This window comes from Pseudomonas sp. C11 (genome assembly GCF_034683865.1).
Taxonomy (GTDB): Bacteria; Pseudomonadota; Gammaproteobacteria; order Pseudomonadales; family Pseudomonadaceae; genus Aquipseudomonas.
Genome location: NZ_JAWIIP010000010.1, coordinates 129675 through 156469, shown reverse-complemented (window position 1 = coordinate 156469; position 26795 = coordinate 129675). Strand labels below are relative to the sequence as shown.

The window sequence follows — 26795 nt, the reverse complement described above, 5'->3', positions numbered from 1 at the left end:
GGCAGCGGCGACAGCCAAGAGAGGAACGCCATGAGTCGTGAAACCCTGCAGGAATCGCTGTCCGCAGTGATGGATAACGAAGCGGATGAACTAGAACTTCGACGTGTGCTTGCCGCCAGTGCGGATGGTGAGCTGCGCGACACCTGGTCGCGTTACCAGGTCGCCCGTGCCGTCATGCACAAGGAGTTGCTGGTGCCGCGTCTCGACATCGCAGCGGCAGTTTCGGCAGCCCTGGCTGACGAGGCCGTACCGGCCCGCAAGACTCCCCTGTGGCGCAACATCGGTCGCGTAGCGGTTGCCGCTTCCGTCACCGTTGCCGTGTTGGCAGGTGTGCGTCTGTACAATCAGGACGATCTGGCAGGTGGTCAGCAGTTGGCGCAACAAGGCGCTGCTCCGGCCATGGCGTTGCCGCAGGTGCAGGGGCCGGCCATCCTGGCGGGTTACACCACCGAGGAAAGCGTCGAGCCCAGTGCAGCGGCCGAGCCTAGCTGGCACGAGCAGCGTCTGCCGTCCTATCTGCGTCAGCATGCCCAGCAAGCGGCCATGGGTACGGGCGAAACCGCTCTGCCTTATGCACGCGCTGCAAGCCTGGAAAACCGCTAACGCTAAGGAGTCACATGCGCGCAATCCCTCTTTGCCTGCTCAGTGGTCTGCTGGCATTGCCGGTTCAGGCATCCGAGGTGCAGGATTGGCTCAAGCGTCTCGCCGAGGCGGAGCGTCAGCAGAGCTTTCAGGGCACCTTCGTTTATGAGCGCAATGGCAGCTTCTCCACGCACAGCGTGTGGCATGCGGTGGAGTCGGACGGCTCGATACATGAGCGGCTGATGCAGCTCGATGGGCCGTCTCAAGAGGTGTTCAAGGTGGATGGTCAGGCCCGCTGCGTGAGTGGCGCGCTGGCTGACCAGGTCAGTGATGGTCAATCCTGGCCTGCGCGTAATTTCGATGCGGCTCAGCTCGGCGAATGGTACGACATGCGTGTCGCGGGGCACTCCCGCATCGCAGGGCGTGACGCCGTCGTGCTGATCTTGTCGCCCAAGGATCAGCACCGTTACGGCTTCGAGCTACACCTCGACCGTGAAACCGGTCTGCCATTGAAGTCTTTGCTTCTGAGCGACAAAGGTCAGCTTCTTGAACGGTTCCAGTTCACCGATCTGGAAGCCCGTGTGCCGGATGCCGAAGCGCTGCAGCCGACATCCGACTGCCAGCCGGTTCACTTCAAGCCCGCCGATGCCATGGCTGATGGCGCCTGGCGCTCCGACTGGCTGCCGCCTGGTTTCTCGCTGATCTCGGCGCAACTGCGGCGCAGCGAGGTGTCCGATGAGCCTGTGGCTGTCCTCATGTACGGTGATGGCCTGGCGCGTTTCTCTGTCTTCCTCGAGCCGCTGCAAGGTGCGGTGGCGGATGATGTGCGCAGTCAGTTGGGCCCGACTGTTGCCGTATCACGACGTATGACCACCCACGAAGGTGACATGATGGTCACGGTGGTGGGTGAGATTCCTCTGGGCACCGCTGAGCGAATTGCCCTGTCGATGCGTACCGGAGCGAGCGAACAGGCCACACAATGATCGAAGAGCAGGGGCGTGTGGTGGCGGTCGAACCCGGCGTGGTCTGGGTGGAAACGCTGCGCAAGAGCACCTGCTCTGCCTGTTCGGCCAATGCGGCCTGTGGCCAGGGGCTGATGGAGCGCCTGGGTATTGGTCGTGAGCGTGGCTACGTCCGCGCGCTGTCTACGCTGAATCTGCGCGTAGGCGATGCCGTCGTGATCGGTGTGGGTGAGCAACTGCTGGTACGCAGCTCCCTGCTTGTCTATCTCCTGCCTGTTCTGGCTTTGCTGGCCAGCGCCATTGCGGCTGACGCATTGGGTCTGGGCGAGCCTTTGACCATTCTCTGTGGCCTTGGCGGCCTTCTCATTTCCTGGCTACTGGTGCGCTGGCATGCGTCGCGAGTGGCCGATGATCCCCTTTTGCAACCTGTTGTCCTGCGCGCCTTGCTGGCCTCCGGCCCGTGAATCCCTGCGCGTATTTCGTTCTGCATCTGGAGTTGTAGCCGATGAGAAATATCAAGTCCGTTGTGCCGTTGCTGATGGCTGCCCTGCTCTGGGGGCAAAGTCTGGTGGCGCAGGCCGATCTGCCTGACTTCACGCCGCTGGTGGAGGAGGCGTCGCCTGCGGTGGTGAACATCAGCACGCGACAGAAAGTGCCTGATCGCAGCGTCGCTGCGCAGCAGGGACTGCCTGATCTGGAAGGCTTGCCGCCGATGTTTCGCGAGTTCTTCGAGCGCAGCATCCCGCAGATGCCGCGCAATCCTGGCGGTCGTCAGCGTGAAGCGCAGTCCCTGGGCTCGGGCTTCATCATTTCCTCCGACGGCTACATCATGACCAACAACCATGTGGTCGCCGATGCCGACGAGATCATCGTGCGCCTGTCTGATCGCAGCGAACTGGAGGCCAAGCTGGTTGGCGCCGATCCGCGCAGCGACGTGGCGCTGCTCAAGGTCGACGGCAAGAACCTGCCGACCGTGCGCCTGGGCAAGTCGGAAGACCTCAAGGTGGGCGAGTGGGTGCTGGCCATCGGTTCGCCGTTCGGCTTCGACCATTCCGTGACGGCCGGTATCGTCAGCGCCAAGGGGCGCAGTCTGCCGAGCGACAGTTATGTACCGTTCATTCAGACCGACGTGGCAATCAACCCGGGTAACTCCGGCGGCCCGCTGTTCAACCTCAAGGGTGAAGTGGTCGGGATCAACTCGCAGATCTTCACTCGCTCCGGTGGCTTCATGGGCTTGTCCTTCGCCATCCCCATGGACGTGGCCATGCAGGTGGCCGACCAGCTCAAGGCTGGCGGCAAGGTGACGCGTGGTTGGCTGGGCGTGGTGATTCAGGAAGTAAACAAGGATCTGGCTGAATCCTTCGGCCTGGAAAAACCGGCCGGCGCCCTGGTTGCCCAGGTGCTGGAGGACGGTCCAGCCGACAAGGGCGGCCTGCAGGTGGGAGACGTGATTCTTTCCCTGGACGGCAAGCCCATCATCATGTCGGCCGATCTGCCGCACCTGGTTGGCAACCTCAAGCCGGGCGAGAAGGCCGAGCTGGATGTCGTGCGCGATGGTTCGCGCAAGAAGATCAGCGTCACCATCGGTACCCTGCCTGAAGAGGGCCAGGAGATCGCTGCTAACGGCATGCCTGGTGGTGAGCTCAGCAACAATCGCCTGGGCGTGACCGTGGTCGAACTGACTGCCGAGCAGAAGAAAGGTCTGGATCTCAAGGGCGGCGTCGTGGTTAAGGACGTGCTCGACGGGCCGGCAGCGATGATCGGCCTGCGTCCGGGCGATGTGATCACGCACCTGAACAACCAGGCCATCGACTCCACCAGTACCTTTACCCAGGTGGCGAAAGACCTGCCGAAGAACCGTTCGGTCTCGATGCGCGTGCTGCGTCAGGGACGAGCCAGCTTCATCACCTTCAAACTGGCGGAATAAATCGCCAGGGCTGGATCGCGGGGCGCCTCGTGGCGCCTCGCGCCTGCATGCCCGCGCAAGCTGCGGGCGTGACGCCAGTCGTCCTGATCGGGTACACTCCGCGACTATTTTCGTCAGGCATCTGGCCTGTAGCCTCTTCGAGTGTTGATCTGTGAGTGACCTGAGTCATATCCGTAATTTCTCCATCATCGCCCACATCGATCATGGCAAATCCACCCTGGCCGACCGGTTCATCCAGATCTGCGGCGGCCTCGCCGCGCGCGAAATGGAAGCACAGGTGCTGGACTCCATGGATCTGGAGCGTGAGCGTGGCATCACCATCAAGGCCCACAGCGTCACGCTGCATTACAAAGCGCAGGACGGTAAGACCTACCAACTGAATTTCATCGACACCCCCGGTCACGTCGACTTCACCTACGAGGTCAGCCGTTCCCTGGCTGCCTGTGAAGGCGCACTGCTGGTGGTGGATGCGGGGCAGGGCGTCGAAGCCCAGTCCGTGGCCAACTGCTACACCGCCATCGAGCAGGGCCTCGAGGTCATGCCGGTGCTGAACAAGATGGATCTGCCGCAGGCCGATCCTGATCGCGTCAAGGACGAGATCGAGAAGATCATCGGTATCGACGCCACCGACGCCGTGGCGTGTAGCGCCAAGAGCGGCATGGGCGTGGACGAGGTACTCGAGCGTCTGGTGCAGACCATTCCCGCGCCTGAGGGCGATATCGACGCGCCGCTGCAGGCGCTGATCATCGACTCCTGGTTCGACAACTACCTGGGCGTGGTGTCGCTGGTGCGTGTGCGCCAGGGCCGGGTGAAGAAGGGCGACAAGATTCTGGTCAAGTCCACCGGCAAGGTGCACCTGGTCGACAGCGTCGGTGTCTTCACCCCGAAACACACCGCAACCGTCGATCTCAAGGCCGGTGAAGTGGGCTTCATCATCGCCAGCATCAAGGACATTCATGGTGCACCGGTCGGTGACACCCTGACCCTGTCTTCGACGCCCGAAGTCGAAGTGCTGCCGGGCTTCAAGAAGATCCAGCCGCAGGTCTACGCGGGTCTGTTCCCGGTCAGCTCCGACGATTTCGAGGACTTCCGTGATGCCCTGCAGAAGCTGACCCTGAACGACTCGTCGCTGCAGTACGCGCCGGAAAGCTCCGATGCGCTGGGCTTTGGCTTCCGTTGCGGCTTCCTCGGCATGCTGCACATGGAGATCATCCAGGAGCGCCTGGAGCGCGAGTACGACCTGGATCTGATCACCACCGCGCCGAGCGTGATCTACGAGATCGAGCTCAAAACCGGTGAAACCATCACCGTCGACAACCCGTCCAAACTGCCGGATGTATCGGCGGTCGCCGACTTCCGTGAGCCCATCGTCACCGCGACCATCCTGGTGCCGCAAGAACACCTGGGTAACGTCATCACCCTGTGCATCGAGAAGCGTGGCGTTCAGCGCGACATGCAATTCCTCGGTTCGCAGGTTCAGGTTCGCTATGACCTGCCGATGAACGAAGTGGTGCTGGACTTCTTCGACCGCCTGAAGTCGACCAGTCGTGGCTATGCGTCGCTGGACTATCAGTTCGATCGCTACCAGTCGGCTAATCTGGTCAAGCTGGACGTGCTGATCAACGGTGACAAGGTCGATGCCCTGGCATTGATCGTGCACCGTGACAATGCCGCCTATAAGGGGCGTGCATTGACCGAGAAAATGAAAGAACTGATTCCGCGGCAGATGTTCGATGTGGCGATCCAGGCTGCCATTGGTGGCCAGATCATCGCGCGAACCACTGTCAAGGCACTCAGAAAGAACGTACTGGCCAAGTGTTACGGTGGCGACGTGAGCCGTAAGAAGAAACTGCTCGAGAAGCAGAAGGCCGGTAAGAAACGCATGAAGCAGGTCGGCAACGTGGAAATCCCACAAGAAGCCTTCCTTGCGGTGCTCAGGTTGGATAGCTAAGACTCTATGTCGATCAATTTCCCGCTTCTGTTGGTTATCGCCGTTGCCGTTTGCGGTTTTCTCGCACTGATCGATCTGATCCTGCTGGCGCCTCGGCGCCGGTCGGCGATCACCGCTTATCAGGGCCGTGTCGACGAGCCCGATGAGCGGGTGCTGGAGCGCCTGAACAAGGAGCCCCTGCTGGTCGAGTACGGCAAATCCTTCTTCCCGGTGCTGGCCATCGTGCTGGTGCTGCGCTCGTTTCTGGTCGAGCCGTTCCAGATTCCGTCCGGCTCGATGAAACCGACCCTGGAAGTGGGCGATTTCATCCTGGTCAACAAGTTCGCCTACGGCATCCGCCTGCCGGTGATCGACACCAAGGTGATCGAAGTCGATAACCCGCAGCGCGGCGATGTCATGGTGTTCCGCTATCCCAGCGATCCGAGCATCAACTACATCAAGCGCGTGGTCGGCCTGCCAGGGGATCGTATCGAGTACACCCAGGGCAAGCGCCTGCTGATCAACGGTGAACCCATTGCCGAAAAACTCCTGGGTGAAGAACCGGGCAGTCTGGGCAGCGTCACGCTGTACCAGGAGCACCTGGGGCAGGTCGAGCACGTCATCCGCAAGGAAATGAGCCGCATGCGCCGTGATCCAGGCGGCCAATGGGTGGTGCCGCAAGGGCATTACTTCATGATGGGTGACAACCGCGACAACTCCAACGACAGCCGCTTCTGGCGTGACCGCAATATTCCTCAGGAACTGTGGGGCATGGTTCCGGACGACCATATCGTCGGCAAGGCCTTCGCCATCTGGATGAGCTGGCCTGAGCCGAAAACCAGTCATCTGCCCAGCTTCTCCCGCGTCGGTCTGATTCATTGAGCACTGGCGCGCTGTTCAGTACAGCGCGCCAGGCTATAACTAGTCTTGCCGTATCGGCATTCCAACAAGACCGAATCTTCTGGGGATACACATGAAATTCGCGCGTTCGCAGCAGGGGCTTTCCATTCTTGGCTGGCTGGTGACCCTGGCCCTCGTGGCGTTCTTCGCCAGCACCGCCTTCAAGGTGATACCGCACTACCTCGACTACATGTCGATGGAAAAGCTCATCACCTCGGTGGAAACCGACAAAGCGCTGGAAATCCGCACCGTCGGTGATTTCTACAACCATCTGAGCAAAGGCATGCAGATCAACAACATCCGTGACCTGAATCTGCGTGATGCCGTGAAAGTGAGCCTGGAGAACAACGAGTTCCAGGTTCACCTCAAGTACGAAAAACGTGAGCCGCTGATCGATAACCTCGATCTGGTGGTCAATTTCGATAAAGAATTTCGTGTACGAATGCCGTGAGTTCTGACCTATCCCGTCTCGAGCGCAAGCTCGGCTACCACTTCAAGGATCAGGATCTGATGATCCTGGCCCTGACCCATCGCAGTTTCGCCGGGCGCAATAACGAGCGCCTGGAATTTCTCGGTGATGCCATCCTCAACTTCGTTGCCGGCGAAGCGCTGTTCGAGCGCTTCCCACAGGCCCGTGAAGGCCAGTTGTCACGTCTGCGTGCGCGTCTGGTCAAGGGTGAAACCCTGGCCGTGCTGGCCCGTGGCTTCGAGCTGGGCGAGTACCTGCGCCTGGGCTCCGGCGAGCTCAAAAGCGGTGGTTTCCGCCGCGAGTCGATCCTCGCCGATGCGCTCGAAGCGCTGATCGGTGCCATCTATCTGGATGCCGGTATGGACGCGGCGCGTGAGCGCGTGCTGGCCTGGCTGGTAGGCGAGCTCGATGGCCTGACCCTCGTCGACACCAACAAGGATCCGAAGACGCGGCTGCAGGAGTTTCTCCAGTCGCGCGCCTGCGAACTACCTCGTTACGAGGTGGTGGACATCCAGGGCGAACCGCACTGCCGTACCTTCATGGTCGAGTGCCAGGTCGCCCTGCTCAATGAAAAGACCCTGGGCCAGGGCGGCAGCCGGCGTATCGCCGAGCAGGTCGCTGCGGCTGCGGCGCTGATCGCCCTCGGGGTGGAGAATGGCAATGACTGATGCACCTATGACTCGCTGTGGCTATGTCGCCATCGTCGGCCGGCCCAACGTGGGTAAGTCGACGCTGCTCAACCACATCCTCGGGCAGAAGCTGGCGATCACCTCGCGCAAGCCGCAGACCACTCGCCACAACATGCTCGGGATCAAGACCGAGGGTGATGTTCAGGCCGTCTACGTCGATACCCCCGGTCTGCACAAGCACAACGACAAGGCGCTCAACCGCTACATGAACCGCAGCGCTTCGAGCGCGCTGAAAGACGTCGACGTGGTGGTGTTCGTGGTCGACCGCACGCGTTGGACCGACGAGGATCAACTGGTGCTGGAGAAGGTGCAGCACGTCAAATGCCCGATCCTGCTGGCGGTCAACAAGTCCGATCGCCTGGAAGACAAGAGCGAGCTGCTGCCGCATCTGAACTGGCTGGCCGAGCAACTGCCGCAGGCCGAGATCGTGCCGATTTCCGCGCTGCAGGGACAGAACCTCGACACCCTGGAAAAACTGGTGGGCGAGCGCCTGCCGGAGTCCGAGCATTTCTACCCGGAAGACCAGATCACCGACCGTTCCAGCCGCTTCCTGGCGGCCGAGCTGATCCGCGAGAAGATCATGCGCCAGCTTGGTGCCGAGCTGCCGTACCAGATCACCGTGGAGATCGAGGAGTTCAAGCAGGAGGGGCGCATCCTGCATATCCACGGCCTGATTCTGGTGGAGCGCGACGGGCAGAAGAAGATCATCATCGGTGACAAGGGTGAGCGCATCAAACGCATCGGCGCGGATGCGCGCAAGGACATGGAAACCATGTTCGACTCCAAGGTGATGCTCAACCTCTGGGTCAAGGTCAAAGGTGGTTGGTCCGACGACGAGCGAGCCCTGCGTTCACTGGGTTACCTGGATTGATCGCGGCGCCATGCGCATCCTCGTTGTTGCGCATGGCGCATTCTGGCGGTTACCCACATGACTTCTGCCGCCTACGTTCTGCATAGCCGTCCCTACAAGGAAAGCAGCGCCCTGGTGGATTTCTTCACCGCTCAGGGGCGCATTCGTGCCGTGCTGCGCGCCGCGCGTGGCAAGGTCGGCAGCATCGCCCGGCCATTCGCGCCGCTGGAGCTGGAGCTGCGCGGTCGCGGCGAATTGAAGACTGTTGGCCGTCTGGAAAGCGTCGGCATTCCGCTGTTGCTGACCGGCGAGGCGCTGTTCTCCGGCCTCTATCTCAATGAGCTGCTGATTCGCCTGCTGCCCGCCGAAGACCCGCATCCATTGATGCTCGAACATTACGCCCTGACCCTGCAGGCGCTTGCGGCTGGTCGACCGCTGGAACCTCTGCTGCGCGCGTTCGAATGGCGCCTGCTGGACGAGCTGGGCTATGGTTTCGCCCTCGATCGTGACCAGCATGACCAGCCCATCGATCCTGTCGGTCTGTATCGTTGGCAGCAGGACATCGGCCTGGTGCAGGTGGTACAACTACAGCCCGGCGTGTTTCAGGGCCGCGAGCTGTTGGCCATGGCCGAGGCCGACTGGCAGACGCCTGGCGCGCTGGCCGCCGCCAAACGCCTCATGCGCCAGGCGTTGGCCCCCCATCTCGGCGGCAGACCACTGGTCAGCCGCGAACTTTTCATGACGCTCAAGGAGCCCAAGCGTGACTGAGGCCAATCGTATTCTGCTCGGTGTCAACATCGACCACGTCGCCACCCTGCGCCAGGCGCGCGGCACGCGCTACCCCGATCCGGTCAAGGCCGCGCTGGACGCCGAAGAGGCGGGCGCTGACGGCATCACCGTGCACCTGCGTGAAGACCGTAGGCATATCCAGGATCGCGATGTGCGTGTGCTGGCCGACGTGCTGCAGACGCGGATGAACTTCGAGATGGGCGTCACCGAGTTCATGCTCGGCTTCGCCGAGCAAATCCGTCCGGCGCATGTCTGCCTGGTCCCGGAAACCCGTCAGGAGCTGACCACCGAAGGTGGCCTGGACGTGGCCGGGCAGGAGTCGCGCATCGCCGCAGCCGTGGAGCGCCTATCGCTGGCCGGTTGCGAGGTGTCGTTGTTCATCGATGCCGAGGAGCGACAGATCGAGGCCGCCATGCGCGTCGGCGCGCCGGCCATCGAGTTGCACACCGGGCGTTACGCCGATGCTCACACGGCAGAAGAGGCGGCCCAGGAGCTGGCGCGCATTCGTGACGGGGTGATCTGCGGCCTCAACCATGGCCTGATCGTCAACGCCGGCCATGGTCTGCACTACCACAACGTCGAGGCGGTGGCGGCGATCATGGGCATCAACGAGCTGAACATCGGCCATGCGCTGGTCTCCCATGCTCTGTTCGTTGGCTTCAAGCAGGCTGTCGCCGAAATGAAGGCACTGATCGTCGCCGCTGCCAATCGCGGCTGAGGGTTAGCGCTGCTGGCGTAGGGCGGGTGCAACCCGCCACTTGCTCTCTGACGGGTTTCACCCGCCCTACACAAGCCTCCTGCATCCATGCGGTCGTCGCGTAGCAGTACGCTGTTGCGGGGAGCTCATGCTGAAATTCTGGGCGCACCGATGGCGGACTGTTCGCTTCGCTAAGAGCGCTCGCACCATAAGCCGCTGAAGGCTGCAATCGTAGGGCGGGTGCAACCCGCCACTTGCTCTCAGGCGGGTTTCACCCGCCCTACGGGAGTGTTGCTCCTATGGCTTACGGGCGACCAGCACGGCGCGGGTCGGTGCCGGCAGGCCTTCGACGGTGCGGCTGTGGTCGGCCGGGTCGAGGAACTCGGGCAGCGACTGGAAGCGCATCCATTCGGTGGCGCGCTGTTCCTCCACCGAGGTGGTGCTGACGTCGACGCAGCGCACGTCCTCGAAGCCGGCGCGGCGCAGCCAGCGTTCCAGTGCCGGCACCGAGGGCAGGAACCAGACGTTGCGCATCTGCGCGTAGCGATCCTCGGGCACCAGCACCTGTTCGGCATCGCCTTCGACCACCAGGGTTTCCAGCACCAGTTCGCCACCTTTGACCAAGGCGTCCTTGAGGTCGAGCAGGTGGTCGATGGGCGAGCGACGGTGGTAGAGCACGCCCATGGAGAACACCGTGTCGAAGCCCTGCAGCTTGGCTGGCAACTCTTCGAACGCCAGCGGCAGGTGCCAGACCGGTTGATCTGGCAGGTAGCGCTTCATCGCCAGGAACTGGCAGAGGAACAGCCAGTTGGGGTCGATGCCGACCACGCTGTCGGCGTCGGCACCGAGCATGCGCCACATGTAGTAGCCGTTGCCGCAACCGACATCGAGGATGCGTTTGCCCGCCAGATCCAGGTGCGGGGCGACGCGCTGCCATTTCCAGTCCGAGCGCCATTCGGTGTCGATGTGCACGCCGAACAGCTCGAATGGCCCCTTGCGCCAGGGAATCAGCCCTTGCAGCGCCGTTTTCAATTGCGCTCGTGCGCTGTCGTCACAGGCGCCGCCGAAGGCGAAGCGCTGCGCAAGTTCCACCTCGCTCACCGACAGATCCGGCAGCGCCTGCACGGCGCCGTACCAGCGCGGCAGATCACCATGACCGATGGCCAGCTTGGCGTCGAGCTGACCGGGCAGCTCGCAGGCCCAGTCTTGCAATGGAGTACCAGCCAGTTGCGCCTGCAGCGCGTCGAGATCCAGATCGCGCATCATGGCAGGGCCACCAGCGAGGCGAAGTTCAGGCACTGGAACCAGGGCAGCACCTTGCTGAAGCCGGCGGCCAGCAGACGCTCGCGATGCTGTTCGAGGCTGTCGGGCAGCATCACCTTCTCGATGGCGCTGCGCTTCTGAGCGATTTCCAGTTCGCTGTAGCCATTGGCACGCTTGAAGGCGACGTGCAGCTCGGTGAGCAGCTCATGCTCGGCCGCATCCTCGAAGCGCAGCTTCTCCGAGAGGATCAGTGCGCCGCCCGGCAGTAGAGCCTGACGGATATTGCCGAGCAACTCCAGGCGGCGCTCCGGCGGGATGAACTGCAGGGTGAAATTCAGCGTCACCAGCGAGGCTGGCTGTAATTCGAGGGCAAGAATGTCGGCCTCGATCACTTCCACCGGCAGTAGCTCCTGGAACATGGCGTCCTGGGCATGCAGGTATTCGCGGCAGCGCTCGACCATGGCCGGCGAGTTGTCCACGGCGATCACCTGGCAGCCATCGCTGCGTACATGGCGGCGCAGCGCCTGGGTCACCGCACCGAGCGAGGCGCCGAGGTCATACAGCCGGGTATGGGGCTGGGCGAACTGGCCGGCGAGTACGCCGATGTTCTCGACGATGGTCGGGTAGCCGGGCACCGAGCGTTTGATCATGTCGGGGAAGACCCGCACCACGTCCTCGTTGAAGACGAAATCGGGCACCTCGGCCAGGGGCTGGGCGAACAGGCGGTCGGGTTCTTGGCTCACGGCAATCGCAACGGGTAGCGGAAAAGGCCGGCATTTTAGCCAAGTGTGGTGCAACAGTCAGGCGCTGTCGGTACGTTTAAAGGCCGAAGCGGTGATGCCCCACTGGCCGAGCCAGTAGGTGAGGATGATGGCGTAGGGCGCCGCGTCGAAATTGACCACGAAGCGGCTGATGCCGATCAGGCTGTCGGAGAGTGCGAAAAGCAGGGCGCCAACTGCTGCGAGCCAGGTCGAGCGCGGTTGCAGACCGGGGGCTCCAAGCCGGGCCAGGGCGCGCCAGAGCATCAGGCAGATCGCCGTGACGTAGCAGGCCACCGGCACCAGCAGGGGGCCCAGACCGGCACGGGCCAGCACAGTGAACATCATGCCACCGATGACCAGCGCCAGCAGCAATGCGAGTAGCGCTGGGCGGCGACTATCGGAGACATAGGCGCGCAGGTAGGCGAGGTGAGCCAGCAGGAAGGCGCCGAGGCCGAACACGAACAAGTCATCGGGCCAAGCCAGCAGGAGGTCGCCGGCCAGGGAAAACAGCAGACCGACGCCGATCCAGCGGCGATACAGGCCTGCTGGTGTCTGGCGCAGCCAGAACAACAGGGCGAGCACCGGCAAGCCCTTGGCGAACAGGCCGAGTTGCGCATCGCCATTGATCAGGCTGACGAGGTAGACGACGGCCCCTGCCAGACCCAGTAGCAACCAACCCATGATGAGCGTCCTTTCGCGCGTGGAATGGGTTGCGACTATGCCGCGCAGGTCATCGGCTTGCCAGCGCACGGCGCGCCAGATTCACAGACCTATGGCGCCGCAGCGCGCCGGACGAAGCCGGCGCGCTTCGGGTCAGCCGGCGACCAGGACGCGGATCGCCTCCAGGCGCAGGGCGGCCTTGTCGAACATGGCCTGGCCTTGCTCGCGTTGTTCGCGCAGGGCGGCGATCTCGCTGTCGCGCACGCTGGGGTTGACCGCCTGCAGGGCGACCAGGCGCGCCAGTTCCTCATCCAGCTCGGCGACCATGCGGCGCTTGGCATCGGCGACGCGCTCGACGTGGCGCGGCATGATCTTCGCCTCGGCGGCGGCGATCTGCTTGGCCAGTACGTCACGCTGGGCCTGGATGAACTTGTTGGCACTGGCACGCGGTACGCTTTCGAGCTGGTCGTTGAGCGTCTCGAAGCCGACTTTCGCGGCCAGGTCGTTGCCGTTGGCGTCGAGCAGGCAGCGCAGCGCGGCCGGCGGCAGGAAGCGGCCCAACTGCAGTTTGCGCGGCGCGACGGCTTCGCTGACGTAGAGCAGTTCCAGCAGTACGGTGCCGGGCTTGAGGGCCTTGTTCTTGATCAGTGCGACGGCGGTGTTGCCCATCGAGCCGGACAAGACCAGATCCATGCCGCCCTGCACCATGGGGTGTTCCCAGGTGAGGAATTGCATGTCCTCGCGCGCCAGTGCCTGCTCGCGGTCGTAGGTGATGGTCACTGCCTCGTCGTCGCCAAGGGGGAAGCTGGCATCCAGCATCTTCTCGCTGGGGCGCAGAATCAGGGCGTTGTCGGAGTGGTCTTCGCTGTCGATGCCGAAGGCGTTGAACAGCTCTTCCATGTAGATCGGCAGGGTGAACTGATCATCCTGTTCGAGGATGGCTTCGACCAGGGCTTCGCCTTCACCGGCGCCGCCGGAATTCAGCTCCAGCAGGCGGTCGCGGCCGTTGTGCAGTTCGCTTTCCAGGCGCTGGCGTTCCTCGCGGGCTTCGTCGATCAGCGCTTGCCACTGATCATCGTCGCTGCCCTCGAGCATCGGCAGCAGGCGCGGGCCAAACTGGTGCTGCAGGGCGTTGCCGGTCGGGCAGGTGGCCAGGAAGGCATTCAGGGCTTCGTGGTACCACTGGAACAGGCGCGCTTGCGGGCTGGTTTCCAGGTAGGGCACGTGCAGTTGGATCTTGTGTTTCTGGCCGATACGGTCGAGACGGCCGATGCGCTGCTCGAGCAGATCCGGGTGGGCCGGCAGATCGAACAGCACCAGATGATGGGCGAACTGGAAGTTGCGGCCTTCGGAGCCGATTTCCGAACAGATCAGCACCTGCGCGCCAAATTCCTCGTCGGCGAAGTAGGCCGCCGCGCGGTCGCGCTCGAGGATGCTCATGCCTTCATGGAAGACGGTGGCCGGAATGCCGGAGCGCACGCGCAGGGCGTCTTCCAGATCCAGCGCGGTCTCGGCGTGGGCGCAGATCACCAGCACCTTGAACTTCTTGAGCATCTTCAGGGTGTCGATCAGCCACTCGATGCGCGGGTCGAAGCGCCACCAGCGCTGCTCCTCGTCCACCTCGTCCTGCGCCTGGTAGCTGACTTCCGGGTACAGCTCGGCGTGTTCGCCGATTGGCAGTTCCAGGTATTCGACCGGGCAGGGCAGCGGATAGGGGTGCAGCTCGCGCTCGGGGAAACCCTGCACGGCGGCACGGGTGTTGCGGAACAGCAGGCGACCTGTACCGTGGCGGTCGAGCAGCTCGCGCACCAGACGGGCGCGGGCTTCTTCGTCGCCGCCGTCGATGGCGTCCAGCAGTTCTCGACCTTCGTCGCCGAGGAAGCCGCCGATGGCATCACGCGCCTGGGCGCTCAGCGAGCCCTGATCCAGCAGTTCCTGCACCGCTTCGGCGACCGGGCGGTATTGGCTGCTTTCGGCTCGGAAGGCTTGCAGATCGTGGAAACGCGCCGGGTCGAGCAGACGCAGACGGGCGAAGTGGCTGTCCTGGCCGAGCTGTTCCGGGGTGGCGGTGAGCAGCAGCACACCAGGGATGACTTCGGCCAGTTGCTCGACCAGCGCGTATTCGGCGCTGGCCTTCTCCGGGTGCCAGACCAGGTGGTGAGCTTCATCGACCACCAGCAGATCCCAGCCGGCGGCGAACAGGGCATCCTGCGCCTTCTCGTCGTCCACCAGCCACTCCAGGGCGACCAGGGCCAGTTGGCAATCCTCGAAGGGGTTGCTGGCGTCGCTTTCCATGAAGCGTTCGGCATCGAACAGCGCCACTTCCAGGTTGAAGCGTCGGCGCATTTCCACCAGCCACTGGTGCTGCAGGTTTTCCGGCACCAGGATCAACACACGGCTGGCACGGCCGGAGAGCAGTTGGCGATGGATCACCAGGCCGGCTTCGATGGTCTTGCCCAGACCCACTTCGTCGGCCAGCAGTACGCGCGGTGCGATACGGTCGGCGACGCTGCGGGCGATGTGCAGCTGGTGGGCGATGGGTTGCGCGCGCACGCCGCCCAGGCCCCAGAGCGAGGACTGCAGCAGGCGGCTGTTGTGTTCCAGGCTGTGGTAGCGCAGGGCGAACCAACTCAGCGGATCGATCTGGCCGGCGAACAGGCGGTCGCTGGCCAGGCGGAACTGAATGAAGTTCGACAACTGGGTTTCCGGCATGCTGACCGGCTGGTGCTGGGCATTGAGGCCGTGGTAGACCAGCAGGCCGTCGATGTCCTCGACTTCCTGGACGCTGAGTTTCCAGCCCTCGAAATGGGTGATCTCGTCGCCGGGCACGAAGCGCACACGGGTCAGCGGTGCGTTGCGGGTGGCGTATTGGCGCGTTTCGCCGGTGGCCGGGTAGAGCACGGTGAGCAGACGGCCGTCCTCGGTGAGGATGGTTCCAAGCCCCAGTTCCGCTTCGCTGTCACTGATCCAGCGTTGCCCCGGTTGATACTGCGCCATGCCTGTCTCCCGTGTGAAAAAGCCGGCTATGGTAACGGATGCCGCGCCATGGCCAAAGCGCTCGTGGCACTATCGATGCGTCCGTCAGTCGAAAGTGTAGCGAGCGTGTCCTCAAGTCGCGGTTCCCGGCGCCGACAGCCTGACCAAAGGAGGTGCTGTGCCATGCTGCCACCGATCCCCCATAGCCTGGTGCCGGTCACTGCCACGCAGGACGTGATCAAGCCCAAGCCCGAAATTCCGCCGGTCACGCCTGCCGAAGGCAGTGCCAAGGAAAGTGCGCTCGGGCTGGACAGGCGCCATCCGCAAGAGGCCGAGGAGTTGCTGCGTGAAGAGCAGCGTCGTCGGCAGCGGCGCGGCTACACCCCGGAGCAGTTGGCCGAGGCCGAGCCGGAAGAGGTGGAGCAGGCGCTCGGAGATTTGCCCAGGCAAGGGCTGTGGGTCGATGTGGAAGTTTGAGACACTCCCTTAACCTTCTTGCGCGTAGATCGTCATGCTGTTCGCCGACCCTTTGCCCGTCCTTGCCGATGCCGAGCTGGATTTTCTACCCGGTTGGGTCGATGCGGCCCTGGCCGAGGGCTGGCTGCAAGCGCTGGTCGAGCAAACGCCCTGGCAGCAGCCAGAGTTGTTCATCCATGGGCGCTACCATCCAACACCAAGGCTGACGGCCTGGTACGGCGACCCCGAGGCGCGTTATCGCTATTCCGGTAAGGTGCACGAGCCGTTGCCCTGGACGCCCTTGCTGGAAGAGATTCGCCAGCGAGTCGCGAAAGAGGTGGGCCAGCCGCTCAATGCCGTGCTGCTCAACTACTACCGCGACGGCCAGGACTCCATGGGCTGGCACAGCGATGCAGAACCCGAGTTGGGGCGCAATCCGCTGATCGCCTCGCTGAACCTGGGTGGCAGCCGGCGTTTCGACTTGCGCCGGGTGGGCACGACGCGTATCGAACATTCGCTGACACTCGACCACGCTTCGCTACTGGTCATGCGGGGGCCGACCCAGCATCATTGGCAGCACCAAGTGGCGAAGACGCGGCGAGCCTGCGCACCGCGCCTGAACCTGACCTTTCGCCTGATCCGGTTTCCGCTATGAGCAACGACGACAAGCTGATCGATTTCGCCACCGAGCGCGACAAGCGCATCCACGATCTCAACGACAAGCGTCTCAACGACATGCGCCAGGCCTTCGAGCAGGTGCTGCCGCTGGCCAAAGGCAAGAAGAAGTCCAAGAGCAAGCCGAAGAAGCGCTGAGTACCGCTGTCCGTCCCGCTGCATGCGGCCCTTCTGGGCCGCACCTCCCGCCTCGTACCCCCTCGATTTCTTGACCTGGGTCAGTATTCCCCCAGGCCTGATCGCACCTGCTCGCTGGCCATTGATCCAGATCAATTTTCCTGCCGCCAGCGCTGATAACGTGAAGCCATCCCAGACAGACAGGCACAACAGGAGGCAGCCATGTTCGTCGATACAGTGGTTCTCGCCGGAGTCGGCACCGTTCTTCTGATGGTCGCGTTCTTCGGGGGTGTTGGTTACTTCATCTGGAAGGATGCTCACAAGCGCAAGCAGAGCTGATCCTTCCAGTTAACTGGGCACGCAAGGCAATTCGGGCGACTTCGGTCGCCCTTTTTTTGTTCTGCGTATTTTGCGGGGCGCCATCACTGAGCAGCGATAGCGCTTGTGCGAGCGACAGGCGGCGCGGCTGGGGGTGGACGAAAACTAGATAGCAGGCTAATAATTAGCCCCATTGGCAGTCCGCTCGGGCGGCCGTCTATGCTTCTTTCGTCTTTCTTCAGATCTCGACTCCATGCGTGACTCCCTGCTGGCCTTCGTCGCGCCCAGCGCCCAGGCCGTTCAATTCGCGATCAAGACCCTCCTGGCCGCTGGGCTGGCGCTGTGGTGCGCCTTTCGCTTCGGTCTGGAGCAGCCGCAATGGGCGTTGATGACCGCTTTTATCGTCGCTCAGCCCTTGTCCGGCATGGTGGTGCAGAAAGGCCTGGCGCGCCTGCTCGGTACCCTGATCGGGGCGAGTATGACGGTGCTGCTGATGGCTCTGTTCGCCCAGGCACCCTGGTTGTTCCTCATCGCCGTGGCGCTGTGGATGGGCCTGTGCACGGCGGCTTCGACCATGCTGCGCAGCGCCTGGAGCTACGCCTTCGTGCTGGCGGGCTACACCGTGGCGATCATCGGCCTGCCGGCCATCAGCCAACCCCTGACGGTGTTCGATCAGGCGGTTGCGCGCGGCACAGAGATTGCCCTGGGCATTCTCTGTGCCACGGTGGTCAGTGCCGTATTCTGGCCGCAGCGCGTAGAGCGGCAACTGGGGCAGCAGGCGCGTAGCGTCTGGCAGGCCGGGGTGAGCGCTGCCAGCCAGACATTGGCGGGTGAGCCCATGGCGCGTCAGGGGTTGCTGGAGGTACTGGGACGCATGGTGGCGGTGGACGCCCAGCGTGAGCATGCCTGGTTCGAGGGTAATCGCGGCCGGCAACGCGCGGCGGCCTTGCGCCTGCTCAGCCGTGATCTGCTGACGATGCTGCGCCTGGCGCGCGGCGTCGGCCGGCAATGGCGGCAGCTCGACGAGGTCGAGAACCACGCCCTGGCGCCCTGGATGCAGCGTGTGCGCGACTGCCTGTCCGATCCGCAGGGTTCGCGCTGCGCGATCCTGGCGCAGGAAATGCGCGAAGTCGCCGAAGAGCAGGCGCTGAGCGCCGCTCAGCGACGCTGTCTGGAGCGACTCGCTTTGCTCATGCTGCGCCTGGAAACTGCAGGCAACGCGCTGCAGGCGGTGGAGCAGGGCGAGGTACGCGGTAGTCTGCCACCCGCGTTGTCCTGGCACCGCGATTGGCAAACCGCAATGCTCTATGGCTCGCGCAGCGCCCTGGCCTTTCTGGCATTGGCGGCGTTCTGGATGGCCACGGCCTGGACGGCCGCCAGCGGCGCGATGTTGCTGGCCAGCGTGGTCTGCAGCCTGTTCGCCAGCCGCGAGAACGCGGCGCAGATCGGCCTGTTGTTTCTGCGTGGCATCTTCTATGCCTTGCCGGTGGCTTTTTTCGTCGGGCAGATTCTGCTGCCACAGCTCAGTGGTTTCCCCATGCTCTGCCTGGCATTGGGCGTACCGCTGTTCTTCGGTGCGCTGGGCATGGCCAAGCCGGCGCTGGGCGCGACGGCGACCTCCTTCTGTCTGCACTTCATCGTGCTGTGCGCACCGCAGAACGACATGAACTACGACCTGGCGTTTTTCTTCAACGAGGCGCAGGCCATGCTCATCGGCGTCACCTGTGCCGTGCTGGCGTTCAATCTGATCGGCTTGCGCAGCCCGCGCTGGCATGGTCGTCGTTTGCTGCGAGCAACCCTGCAGGATCTGGCGCGTCTGACGCAGCACCGCTTGATCGGTGCGGAGAGCTGGTTCGGTGGGCGCATGGCTGATCGCTTGCTGCAACTGGCGCGGCATTATCCGTTGTTGCCGAGCCAGACCCGCAACCGCTGGGATGACGGCGTTGCCAGCCTGGATCTGGGGGACGAGTTGTTGCACCTGCGAGCCTGCCTGGCAGCCGGTGACAGCTCTCTGGGGCAGGCTGAGGCGGACTTTCTCGCGCGCCTGCGTCAGCAATTGTTGCTGGGGCCGGCAGCCGAGCGCGAATCGGCCCTGGATGAGGCGGCTAACCAGCTGCTGCAGGCTCTGCGTGCCGCGCCGTCGAGTATCGACAGGCGCCTGGCAGAGGCTGCTTTGCTGCAGTTGCAGGATGGCTGGCGGCGCTGGTGTGGATTACAGGAGGGCACCGATGGGCTTGCGTGAATGGTCGCTGGGCGGCGTCTTGCTCAGCCCGCTGTTGTTGTATGCGCTACTGGCGCTGCTGCTGACCGGCGTGCTGCGCATCGGCTTGCAGCGGGTCGGCATGGCGCGCTGGATCTGGCATGAGGCGCTGTTCGACTGTGCCCTCTATGTGTGCGTATTGGCGGCCGTGGTGGCCGTTTTGGGACAATAAACGAGGAGAAAGGCATGCGTTCTGTCGTGCGTGTCGGCATTACCTTGAGCCTGGTAGCCGTGGCGATCATCGCCGGTGCCTGGCTGTGGCAGCACTACCTGTATTCGCCCTGGACGCGCGATGCGCGCGTGCGCGCCGATGTGGTCACCATCGCCCCGGATCTGTCCGGTTGGGTGCGCGAACTGAAGGTGCGCGACAATCAGCAGGTTGCCGCCGGCGAGCTGCTGATGAGCCTGGATCGGGATCGCTACCAGGCGGCTCTGGAGCAGGCGCAGGCCGTGGCCGAGACACGCCACCAGCAATTGCTGTTGCGCGAACACGAGGCCGTGCGGCGTGATCGCCTCGGGCCGCAGGCGATCAGCGCCGAGTTGCGCGACAACGCCCAGCTCAATGCCGAGATCGCGCGTGGTGAATATCGCCAGGCGCAGGCTGCAGTGAAACTCGCCGAACTGGACGTGCAGCGCAGCGAGGTGCGCGCACCGCGTAGCGGGCAGGTGACCAACCTGCAATTGGCCGAGGGTAACTACGTGCGTGCAGGTGAGCCGGTGCTGGCCCTGGTGGACGAGGCCTCGTTCTACGTGCAGGCCTATTTCGAGGAAACCAAGCTACCGCGCATCAAGGTCGGCGCTCCGGTGCAGGTCTGGCTGATGGGCAGGGATCAGCCGCTGGACGGGGAGGTGGAGAGCATCAGTCGCGGTATTACCGACCGCAACGCCAGCCCGGACGGCCAATTGCTGGCCAATGTCGAGCCGACCTTCAACTGGGTGCGGCTGGCGCAGCGGATACCGGTGCGCATCCGTCTGGCCGAGCTGCCGCAGGGTGTACAGCTCAGTGCCGGCATGACCGCCAGCGTGCGGGTGCTGAGCGACTGATCCACGCACAATCTGCGCGAAGCGCGTGACGCGAACGCGCACATGGCCGACACTATGGCCCCGCTGTTTCGTCCACCGTTTCAGGCCGGCTGCGACCGGCCCTTGTCGAGAGGTCATGTCATGTCGTTCAAAGTTTTCGTCGACGGCCAGGAAGGTACCACCGGCCTGCGTCTGCTGGATTACCTGGCCGGGCGCCCGGACATCGAGCTGCTGCGCATCGACGAGGCCAAACGCAAGGACAGTGCCGAGCGTGCACGATTCCTAAACGCTGCCGACGTGGCCTTCCTCTGCCTGCCGGATGCCGCCTCGCGTGAAGCCGTGAGCCTGGTGACCAACCCGAACACCTGCATCATCGATGCCAGCACTGCTTTCCGCACCGACAGCGGCTGGACTTACGGCCTGCCGGAACTGGCTGCCGGCCAGCGCGAGGCGATCCGTACCAGCAAGCGCATCGCCAACCCAGGTTGCCACGCTACGGCTTTCATCCTGCTGGTGCGCCCGTTGGTGGACGCGGGTCTGCTGCCCAAGGATTACCCGACCAGCGCCTTCTCCCTGACCGGTTACAGCGGTGGTGGCAAGTCGATGATCGCCCAGTACGAAGCCGGTGGCGATGCGCGCCTGAAGAGCCCGCGTCCCTATGCCATGACCCAGGGGCACAAGCACCTGCCGGAAATGCGCGTGCAGACCGGCATCGCCCTGGCACCGGTGTTCAGCCCCATCGTCGGCGACTTCCTCAAGGGGCTGTCCGTTACCGTGCCGTTGCACCTGGATCGCCTGGCGCCCGGCACCACGCCGCAGCAAGTGCATGAAGCCCTGCAGCGCCACTACGCCGGCGAGCGTTTCATCCGGGTGATGCCGCTGGAAGGTGAGCGGAACCTGGATGAAGGCTTCTTCGACGTGCAGGGCTGCAATGACACCAATCGGGCCGATCTCTTCGTCTTCGGCAATGCCGAGCGGGTGACCCTGGTGGCGCGCCTGGATAACCTCGGCAAGGGCGCGGCTGGTGCGGCTGTGCAATGCATGAACGTGCATATCGGCGCGGCCGAAGACACCGGGCTGAGCAGCGGGCTGTAAAACCCCCAGTTCTCCAGAGGTGGTGCTCTGGAGATTGCCGGCCTAGATCCATACAGAGAAACGCCGCGAACCCAACAGGATTCGCGGCGTTTTCTATTCTCCAGACGCCGATTGGCGGCTACTCAGCCCCACGTCACTGATCGTCGAAATACCGCTCGTGCCAGGCCACCAGTGGATGCGGGCTGCCCAGCTTCTGGCCGTAGATCACCGAGTAGGACAGCACGTTCTGCACGTACTGGCGCGTTTCGTCGAAGGGAATGTTCTCCACCCACACGTCGTAACTGAGGTGATTGGCACCACGCAGCCATTGGCGTACGCGGCCCGGGCCTGCGTTGTAGGCGGCGGAGGCGAGGACTCGGTTGCCATTGAACTGGCCATATATCTGGCTCAGGTAGGCTGCACCCAGCTGGATGTTGACGTCAGGGTTGAGGGCCTGCTGCGGTGAGGCCATGGGAATGCTGAACTTGCGCGCGGTTTCCTTGGCGGTGCCCGGCATCAATTGCATCAGGCCCATGGCGCCGGCGTGGGAGCGGGCGTCGGCCATGAAGGCGCTTTCCTGGCGAGTGATGGCGAACACCCAGCTCGAATGTATGTCGCGGCGCTGCGCTTCACGCACCAGTTCGTCGCGGTGGGCCATGGGGAAACGCACGTCCAGATCATCCCAGTACTGGGCCTGGCTGATGGTGCGGATGGCCGGGAAGTACCAACCCATGTCGTAGGCCAGGCGCGCCTGTGCTACCAGCTCGTCACGGCTGAACAGGCGGCTGACGTGGTACCACTCGCGGCGCCCGTCGACGATCTGGCCACGCGCATGGAATTCCAGGGCGCGCTTGATGCCGGCGGTATTGCGCACCTTCTGCACCACCTTGGGGTCGAGCGCCAACGGCTGGTTGTTCAGCTTGTAGGGTGCCTTGACCTGATCGGCGGCCATGAAGCCATAGAAATCACGTTCCTTGGCCAGCGCCTGGAACAGGGTCGCCGGCTGCTGGCTGTTCGGCTGAGAGAGCTGCAGGCTGCGCGCCGCCCAGTAGCGCCAGCGGTTGCTGCTGGCCAGCTCGGCCGGCATGCGTTGGGTCAGCTGATAGGCCTCGTCCCAGCGACCGCTGCGCAGCAGCAGGCGGGCGCGCCATTCGCTGACGGTGTTGTCACGCAGTTGCGGGTCGTACTTGGCCATGACGTCGAGGCCGCGTGGGTCGAAGCGTCGCGCCAGGGTCAGACCGATCTGGCGGGCGATGGCGACCTGTTCGTCCTGGGAGAACTTCATGCGCTGGGCGTAGCTGTCGAGCAGGCTCAGGGCATCTTCCGGGCTCTGCCTGGCCAGACGGCGCAAGCCCAGGCCGACCACATCGGCCATGGCGGCGTCAGCCGGTGTGAAGCGAGCACTCTGCTTGAGTATCTGCGGCTTCTGCGCCACCTCCACCAGCAGTGCGCCACGGGCGCCGAGGGTCGGCATGCTCTTGATCAGGTGATTGGCCAGGCCGTAGTTGCCAGCCTCGACGGCCAGCTTGGTGCGTTGCCAGCGGCGCTGTTCGGTCAACTGGCCATTGGCGGCCCAGCGCTCGAACAGGGGATCGCAGGCGTTGGGTTGCGATTTGCCGACCAACCAGAGCTTCTCGGCAGTGGCGTTGCCCTCGGCGTTCAGGCCATGACTGAGCTGGTACTGGCCGTACAGGCAGTCCAGTTCGGTGAAATTGAGCTTGGCATCGTAGTAGGTGAGGAAGGGCTTCCAATCACCACGTTCGGCCAGCAGGCGCAGCCAGCGCAGCTTCATCCAGCTGGCTTGCGGCAGGTCGCCGTGTTCGGCGAGAAATTTTTCCACCTCGGCGTTGCTTGCCGATTTCAGGCGGTTGGTCAGGTCGTCGTAGGCCAGGTACGGCGTCAGCGGGTAATCGCGCAGGGCGCCGGCATAGTTGCGGTAGGGGCCGCTGTCGCCCTTGGCCAGTGCACGCTTGGCTTCATCGTAGAACTGGCGTTGCTGCGCCAGGTTGGCAGCATCGGCCTGGGCGATGCCGATGGTGCTGAGGATCAGACAGGACAGAGCGGAGAAAAGACGACCACGCATGACAATTCCAGGGGGCGAACAGGTAAGTGGGCAGCCGCATCCATCTGGCCGCATGGCTCTAGCTTAGCCCTTCGACCCCTGCCGGCGAAAGCGCGGAGCAGCCTACCGACACAGCTGGAAAAATACGCGCAGGCGGATCGGCCGCTCATGCCGAAACGGGAACCTGCCGCGAGCAACTCGGGTAGAATGCGCCCCCTGTTTCCGGAGGTAGTCATGACCCTGCTCAAGTTCGCCGATGTTTCCCTCGCCTATGGCGCCATGCCCCTGCTCGACGGGGTGTCCTGGCAGATCGCCCGGGGCGAACGGGTGTGCATCATCGGCCGTAACGGCACTGGCAAGTCGAGCATGCTGCGCCTGGTCAAGGGCGACCAGATGGCCGATGACGGCGAAATCTGGCGCGCGCCGGGGCTGAAGATCGGCGAGTTGCCGCAGGAGCTGCCGCGCGCCGACGAGCGGACGGTATTCGACGTGGTGGCCGAGGGCCTGGCAGGCGTCGGTGAGCTGCTGGCGCGCTATCACCATCTGGCGCAGAACATCCACGGCGATGACGACCTCGAACAACTGATGCATGTGCAGCAGGAGCTGGAGGCCAAAGACGGCTGGCGCCTGCAGCAACTGGTCGACAGCACCCTGAGCCGCCTGCAGTTGCCGGCCGACAAGACTCTGGCCGAGCTTTCCGGTGGCTGGCGCCGGCGCGTGCTGCTGGCCCAGGCGCTGGTCTCCGAGCCGGATCTGCTACTGCTCGACGAACCGACCAACCACCTGGACATCGGCGCCATCGCCTGGCTCGAAGAAGCGCTGAAAGACTTTGGCGGCGCCGTGCTCTTCATCACTCACGACCGCTCCTTCCTGCAGAACCTGGCCACGCGCATTCTCGAACTGGATCGTGGCGGCCTGATCGACTGGAACGGCGACTACGCCAGCTTCCTGGTGCACAAGGAGCAGCAACTGGCTGCCGAGGAAACCGCCAATGCGCTGTTCGACAAGCGCCTGGCCCAGGAAGAAGTGTGGATCCGCCAGGGCATCAAGGCCCGGCGTACTCGCAACGAAGGCCGCGTGCGTGCCCTCAAGGCGATGCGCTCCGAACGTGCCGAGCGCCGTGAGCGTCAGGGCAAGGCCAGCATCCAGCTGGATGCGGCGGACAAGTCCGGCAAGCAGGTGATAGTGGCAGAAAACGTCAGTTTTGCGCACGCAGGGGGAGTTGCCCTGGTGCGCGACTTCTCCATGGTGCTGCAGCGTGGCGACCGCATCGGCCTGCTCGGCGCCAATGGCACCGGCAAGACCACACTGCTCAAGCTGTTGCTCGGCGAGTTGCAACCGACTGCTGGCACGATAATGGCAGGCACCAAGCTGGAGGTGGCGTACTTCGATCAGTTGCGCCTCCAGCTGGAACCTGAAAAGACCGTGATAGACAACCTCGCGGAAGGTCGCGACTTCATCGTCATCGACGGCCAGAGCCGTCACGTCCTCAGCTACCTGGGGGACTTCCTGTTCAGTCCACAGCGTGCCCGTACCCCGGTCAAGGCCTTGTCCGGCGGGGAGCGAGCGCGTCTGCTGTTGGCCAAGCTGTTCAGCAAACCGGCGAACCTGCTGGTATTGGACGAACCGACCAACGATCTGGATGTGGAAACCCTCGAACTGCTCGAAGAGGTGCTGCTGAGCTTCCCGGGTACGGTGCTGATGGTCAGCCACGACCGGGCGTTCCTCGATAACGTGGTCACCAGCACCCTGGTGTTCGAGGGCGAAGGCCGCGTGCGCGAGTACGTCGGCGGTTATCAGGACTGGCTGCGTCAAGGCGGATCGCCGCGCCTGTTGGGTGTTGGCGAGAGCAAGTCGGGCAAGGCCGAGCTGGCCAGTGCCGTGGTCGAGGCGCCACAGCCGACCGCGAGCGCGCCAGCAGCGACGCAGGCCGCGGCTGAACCGGCTAAGAAGAAACTGAGCTACAAGCTGCAGCGTGAGCTGGAGGCGATTCCCGGGCAGATCGATGCCCTGGAGCAGGAAATGGCGACGCTGCAGGCGCAGATCGCCGATCCGGCCTTCTACCAGCAGGCGTCGCAGATCACTACGCAAGCATTGGCGCGTCTCGATGACCTGCAGACGGAGTTGGACAGGTTGATCGAGCGCTGGGCAGAACTGGAAGCCTGAAAGGGGCACTTAAGCGCATGGCCATCGAATACCGCATCACCCTCGACGACAATCATCAGTTCAGCTATAGGATCGAGCTGAACCGAGAGTATGACCCCGAGCAGGCCCGCCAAACACCGGCCTGGACTCGCCTCGGGCATCAGCAGTGCAGCAATTGTCCGCTCAGCCGCGAGCAGTTCAGCCATTGTCCGGCAGCGGTGGATCTGCACCGCGTCATCGAGGATTTTCGTGGCCTGCCGGCCTTCAAGAAGGCCAGTGTCTGGGTACGCACGCCCGAGCGCGAGTACACCAAGCACCTCGGGCTGGAGGAGGGCTTGCGCGCCTTGCTCGGTGTGATCATGGCCACCAGTGCCTGCCCGCTGCTGGGGCGTCTGCGGCCGATGGCGCAGCATCACCTGCCGTTCGCCAACAACCAGGAGTTCATCCTGCGCACCGTGTCGCTGTACCTGACGCGGCAGTACTTCAACATGCGCGAAGGGCGTCTGGCGGATTGGGAACTCAAGGGGCTAGTGCGCATGTTCCAGCAACTCAAGCTGGTCAATCAGGCGTTCTGGCAGCGCATCCATGACACCTGCGAAGGTGATTCCAACCTCAAGGCCTTCCTCACCTTCTTCTCGATGTCATCGAGCATGACGGTCTCGCTCGAGACCCAGTTGCAGAAGATCCGCCCGCTGGTGATGAGTGCGGGCGACTCCTTCGACTGACCTGTATCGGCTTCGATCAGGCGCTCTTGTCGGATTTCTTCAGGCGCACGGCCAGCACGTCGCAGGGCGCGCCGTGCAGCACGTCATTGGCGGTCGAACCGAGTAGCAACGCCAGGCCGTGACGTCCGTGGCTGCCCACGACGATCAGGTCGCAGCCCTGTTCTTCCGCCAGGCGGTGAATCTCCTGACGCGGCTGGCCGTAGGCCAGGTGGCGCTGATCCGCTGTCAACTCCGGGTACTTGCCGCTGAACGCGTCCAGGCGCTCGCGTGCCTGCTCGAACTGCTGCTGTTGCAGCATCGACAGATCCATCGGCACGTCACCGCCAAAGGCCATCGCCATGGGTTCGACGATGTGCACCAGGGACATCTTGGCGTTGCTGGCCTGGGCCAGTTTGTACGCCCGTTTGACGACAGGATCGCATTCCTCGGTGAGGTCGACGGCGACCAGAATGTGCTGGTAGGGCATGGTGAACTCCTCCTAAGGA

Annotated in this window: 27 protein-coding genes; 21 read left to right on the top strand and 6 right to left on the bottom strand. The window is 63.6% G+C overall.

The genetic code is table 11. The features are described from left to right. Positions 1–30 precede the first annotated feature (30 nt). The 11 genes from VC352_RS17290 (at position 31) to pdxJ (ending at position 9816) form a co-directional block, all read left to right on the top strand. A complete protein-coding gene (locus tag VC352_RS17290; RefSeq protein ID WP_322980762.1) occupies positions 31–603 on the top strand; it encodes a sigma-E factor negative regulatory protein in 573 nt (190 codons plus the stop codon). Positions 604–617: 14 nt separating this feature from the next. Further along, positions 618–1565, top strand: a complete 948-nt coding sequence (locus VC352_RS17285; protein ID WP_322980761.1) for a MucB/RseB C-terminal domain-containing protein — start codon at positions 618–620, stop codon at positions 1563–1565. Next, complete coding sequence (locus tag VC352_RS17280) at positions 1562–2008, top strand: SoxR reducing system RseC family protein (protein WP_322980760.1); 447 nt, start codon at positions 1562–1564, stop codon at positions 2006–2008. The genes VC352_RS17285 and VC352_RS17280 overlap by 4 nt, the downstream gene beginning before the upstream one ends. 74 nt (positions 2009–2082) lie before the next feature. Beyond that, the gene (locus VC352_RS17275; protein WP_416340202.1) at positions 2083–3471 is read left to right on the top strand and encodes a DegQ family serine endoprotease; all 1389 of its coding nucleotides are present in this window, start codon (positions 2083–2085) and stop codon (positions 3469–3471) included. Between the two features lie 151 nt (positions 3472–3622). Continuing rightward, entirely contained in the window at positions 3623–5422 is a 1800-nt protein-coding gene (gene lepA / locus VC352_RS17270; protein ID WP_322980758.1) for a translation elongation factor 4, read from the top strand. Between the two features lie 6 nt (positions 5423–5428). Next, a complete protein-coding gene (lepB, locus tag VC352_RS17265) occupies positions 5429–6283 on the top strand; it encodes a signal peptidase I (RefSeq protein WP_322980757.1) in 855 nt (284 codons plus the stop codon). Between the two features lie 91 nt (positions 6284–6374). Further along, the gene (locus VC352_RS17260; protein ID WP_322980756.1) at positions 6375–6752 is read left to right on the top strand and encodes a DUF4845 domain-containing protein; all 378 of its coding nucleotides are present in this window, start codon (positions 6375–6377) and stop codon (positions 6750–6752) included. Next, on the top strand, positions 6749–7438 hold the full coding sequence (gene rnc, locus VC352_RS17255; protein WP_322980755.1) for a ribonuclease III: 690 nt from the start codon (positions 6749–6751) through the stop codon (positions 7436–7438). The genes VC352_RS17260 and rnc overlap by 4 nt, the downstream gene beginning before the upstream one ends. Then, positions 7425–8330 carry a GTPase Era gene (era, locus tag VC352_RS17250; RefSeq protein WP_322980754.1) on the top strand — a complete coding sequence of 302 codons (906 nt, stop codon included), beginning with the start codon at positions 7425–7427 and terminating at the stop codon, positions 8328–8330. The genes rnc and era overlap by 14 nt, the downstream gene beginning before the upstream one ends. Positions 8331–8387: 57 nt before the next feature. Next, complete coding sequence (recO, locus tag VC352_RS17245; protein ID WP_322980753.1) at positions 8388–9077, top strand: DNA repair protein RecO; 690 nt, start codon at positions 8388–8390, stop codon at positions 9075–9077. Next, positions 9070–9816 carry a pyridoxine 5'-phosphate synthase gene (pdxJ, locus tag VC352_RS17240; RefSeq protein ID WP_322980752.1) on the top strand — a complete coding sequence of 249 codons (747 nt, stop codon included), beginning with the start codon at positions 9070–9072 and terminating at the stop codon, positions 9814–9816. The genes recO and pdxJ overlap by 8 nt, the downstream gene beginning before the upstream one ends. Positions 9817–10092: 276 nt before the next feature. Here the strand turns inward: pdxJ and cmoB are convergent, their stop codons facing one another. The 4 genes from cmoB to rapA all read right to left on the bottom strand — a co-directional run bounded on the left by cmoB (position 10093) and on the right by rapA (position 15476). After that, on the bottom strand, positions 10093–11061 hold the full coding sequence (gene cmoB / locus VC352_RS17235; RefSeq protein ID WP_322980751.1) for a tRNA 5-methoxyuridine(34)/uridine 5-oxyacetic acid(34) synthase CmoB: 969 nt from the start codon (positions 11059–11061) through the stop codon (positions 10093–10095). After that, positions 11058–11801 (bottom strand): carboxy-S-adenosyl-L-methionine synthase CmoA, encoded by a 744-nt coding sequence (gene cmoA, locus VC352_RS17230; protein ID WP_322980750.1) that lies wholly within the window; start codon positions 11799–11801, stop codon positions 11058–11060. Before cmoA ends, cmoB begins: the two co-directional genes overlap by 4 nt. A gap of 57 nt (positions 11802–11858) precedes the next feature. Further along, positions 11859–12500: a lysoplasmalogenase gene (locus VC352_RS17225; protein ID WP_322980749.1), complete on the bottom strand. Its 642-nt coding sequence runs from the start codon at positions 12498–12500 to the stop codon at positions 11859–11861. A gap of 132 nt (positions 12501–12632) precedes the next feature. After that, on the bottom strand, positions 12633–15476 hold the full coding sequence (gene rapA / locus VC352_RS17220; protein ID WP_322980748.1) for an RNA polymerase-associated protein RapA: 2844 nt from the start codon (positions 15474–15476) through the stop codon (positions 12633–12635). Positions 15477–15638: 162 nt separating this feature from the next. Between rapA and VC352_RS17215 the strand changes: the two genes are divergently transcribed. The 8 genes from VC352_RS17215 (at position 15639) to argC (ending at position 21399) form a co-directional block, all read left to right on the top strand. Further along, on the top strand, positions 15639–15932 hold the full coding sequence (locus tag VC352_RS17215; RefSeq protein WP_322980747.1) for an aspartate-semialdehyde dehydrogenase: 294 nt from the start codon (positions 15639–15641) through the stop codon (positions 15930–15932). A gap of 34 nt (positions 15933–15966) precedes the next feature. Next, the gene (locus tag VC352_RS17210) at positions 15967–16566 is read left to right on the top strand and encodes an alpha-ketoglutarate-dependent dioxygenase AlkB (RefSeq protein ID WP_322980746.1); all 600 of its coding nucleotides are present in this window, start codon (positions 15967–15969) and stop codon (positions 16564–16566) included. Then, a complete protein-coding gene (locus VC352_RS17205; protein WP_322980745.1) occupies positions 16563–16724 on the top strand; it encodes a hypothetical protein in 162 nt (53 codons plus the stop codon). Before VC352_RS17210 ends, VC352_RS17205 begins: the two co-directional genes overlap by 4 nt. 201 nt (positions 16725–16925) lie before the next feature. Continuing rightward, positions 16926–17042, top strand: coding sequence for a cytochrome c oxidase subunit CcoM (ccoM, locus tag VC352_RS17200; protein WP_017361612.1), 117 nt, complete (start codon positions 16926–16928; stop codon positions 17040–17042). Between the two features lie 232 nt (positions 17043–17274). After that, positions 17275–19263: an FUSC family protein gene (locus tag VC352_RS17195; protein WP_322980744.1), complete on the top strand. Its 1989-nt coding sequence runs from the start codon at positions 17275–17277 to the stop codon at positions 19261–19263. Then, positions 19250–19453, top strand: coding sequence for a DUF1656 domain-containing protein (locus VC352_RS17190; protein WP_322980743.1), 204 nt, complete (start codon positions 19250–19252; stop codon positions 19451–19453). Before VC352_RS17195 ends, VC352_RS17190 begins: the two co-directional genes overlap by 14 nt. Positions 19454–19467: 14 nt before the next feature. Further along, on the top strand, positions 19468–20325 hold the full coding sequence (locus tag VC352_RS17185; protein ID WP_322980742.1) for an efflux RND transporter periplasmic adaptor subunit: 858 nt from the start codon (positions 19468–19470) through the stop codon (positions 20323–20325). A gap of 120 nt (positions 20326–20445) precedes the next feature. Then, positions 20446–21399 (top strand): N-acetyl-gamma-glutamyl-phosphate reductase, encoded by a 954-nt coding sequence (gene argC / locus VC352_RS17180; protein WP_322980741.1) that lies wholly within the window; start codon positions 20446–20448, stop codon positions 21397–21399. Between the two features lie 133 nt (positions 21400–21532). Here argC and VC352_RS17175 read toward each other — a convergent pair whose 3' ends face one another. Continuing rightward, on the bottom strand, positions 21533–23461 hold the full coding sequence (locus VC352_RS17175) for a transglycosylase SLT domain-containing protein (RefSeq protein WP_322980740.1): 1929 nt from the start codon (positions 23459–23461) through the stop codon (positions 21533–21535). A gap of 213 nt (positions 23462–23674) precedes the next feature. Here VC352_RS17175 and VC352_RS17170 point away from each other — a divergent pair, with 213 nt between their 5' ends. Both VC352_RS17170 and VC352_RS17165 read left to right on the top strand, forming a co-directional pair. Then, positions 23675–25606, top strand: coding sequence for an ATP-binding cassette domain-containing protein (locus tag VC352_RS17170; protein WP_322980739.1), 1932 nt, complete (start codon positions 23675–23677; stop codon positions 25604–25606). 17 nt (positions 25607–25623) lie between these two features. Continuing rightward, positions 25624–26310 carry a DUF6901 family protein gene (locus tag VC352_RS17165; RefSeq protein ID WP_322980738.1) on the top strand — a complete coding sequence of 229 codons (687 nt, stop codon included), beginning with the start codon at positions 25624–25626 and terminating at the stop codon, positions 26308–26310. A 16-nt stretch (positions 26311–26326) separates the two neighbouring features. Here the strand turns inward: VC352_RS17165 and VC352_RS17160 are convergent, their stop codons facing one another. Further along, entirely contained in the window at positions 26327–26776 is a 450-nt protein-coding gene (locus VC352_RS17160) for a universal stress protein (protein ID WP_322980737.1), read from the bottom strand. Positions 26777–26795 lie beyond the last annotated feature (19 nt).